Here is a 615-nt window from a genome sequence, read left to right on the forward strand (position 1 = left end):
GGAAAGAAGCGATCCAACCAATTGTGGATTCTTCCTTTCACGCGGTTCAAATCCCCGCATAGACGATCCCGCTGATTCATCAGCACGCGCAGGTCGGCGTAGACGCCTTCCGGGAGCTGCGGCTCCGTGTAGCGACCGTCGATGACGAGTTTGGCGACGACTTTCGCATCTTTGATGTCGTTCTTGGTAGGAGAGTTGTCGTCGAGTTCCTTGCTTTTCTTGACATGATGTGGATTGACTAACACCACCTGGATACCATGTCCCTTTAGGAAGTGGAACAAGGAAAACCAGTAGTGACCAGTTGGCTCAACACCCAGAATGACGTCGTTCATGCCGTTCTTCTGCTTTAGGGACTCTGCCCACGCCAGAAGGTTCAGTAAGCCTTGTTCATCGTTCTGGAATAAGCACCGGTTGCCAAGTTCAATGCCTCGGTAATTAAAAGCTCGGGCCACATGGTTGTGTTTGGCGATGTCTGTTCCAATCACCAATGTGGTATCAGAAATTCGCTGAATACGTTGATTTTGTTTGCTAGATTGGCTATGCTTCATAGTAAGCGTCCTCCTCTTAATTAGGGCAGTGAATGTGCTCCATTCCGAGACCCAGCATACAGGAGGC

The 615-nt window shown here is 49.9% G+C and carries 1 protein-coding gene; it reads right to left on the reverse strand.

All coding sequences use genetic code 11. The features are described from left to right. Positions 1–548 (reverse strand): IS110 family transposase (locus tag EFBL_RS04270; RefSeq protein WP_149029935.1); only part of this gene is annotated, 548 nt, incomplete at its 3' end. Between the last annotated feature and the right edge of the window lie 67 nt (positions 549–615).

The sequence above is a fragment of the Effusibacillus lacus genome (genome assembly GCF_002335525.1).
GTDB lineage: Bacteria > Bacillota > Bacilli > Tumebacillales > Effusibacillaceae > Effusibacillus > Effusibacillus lacus.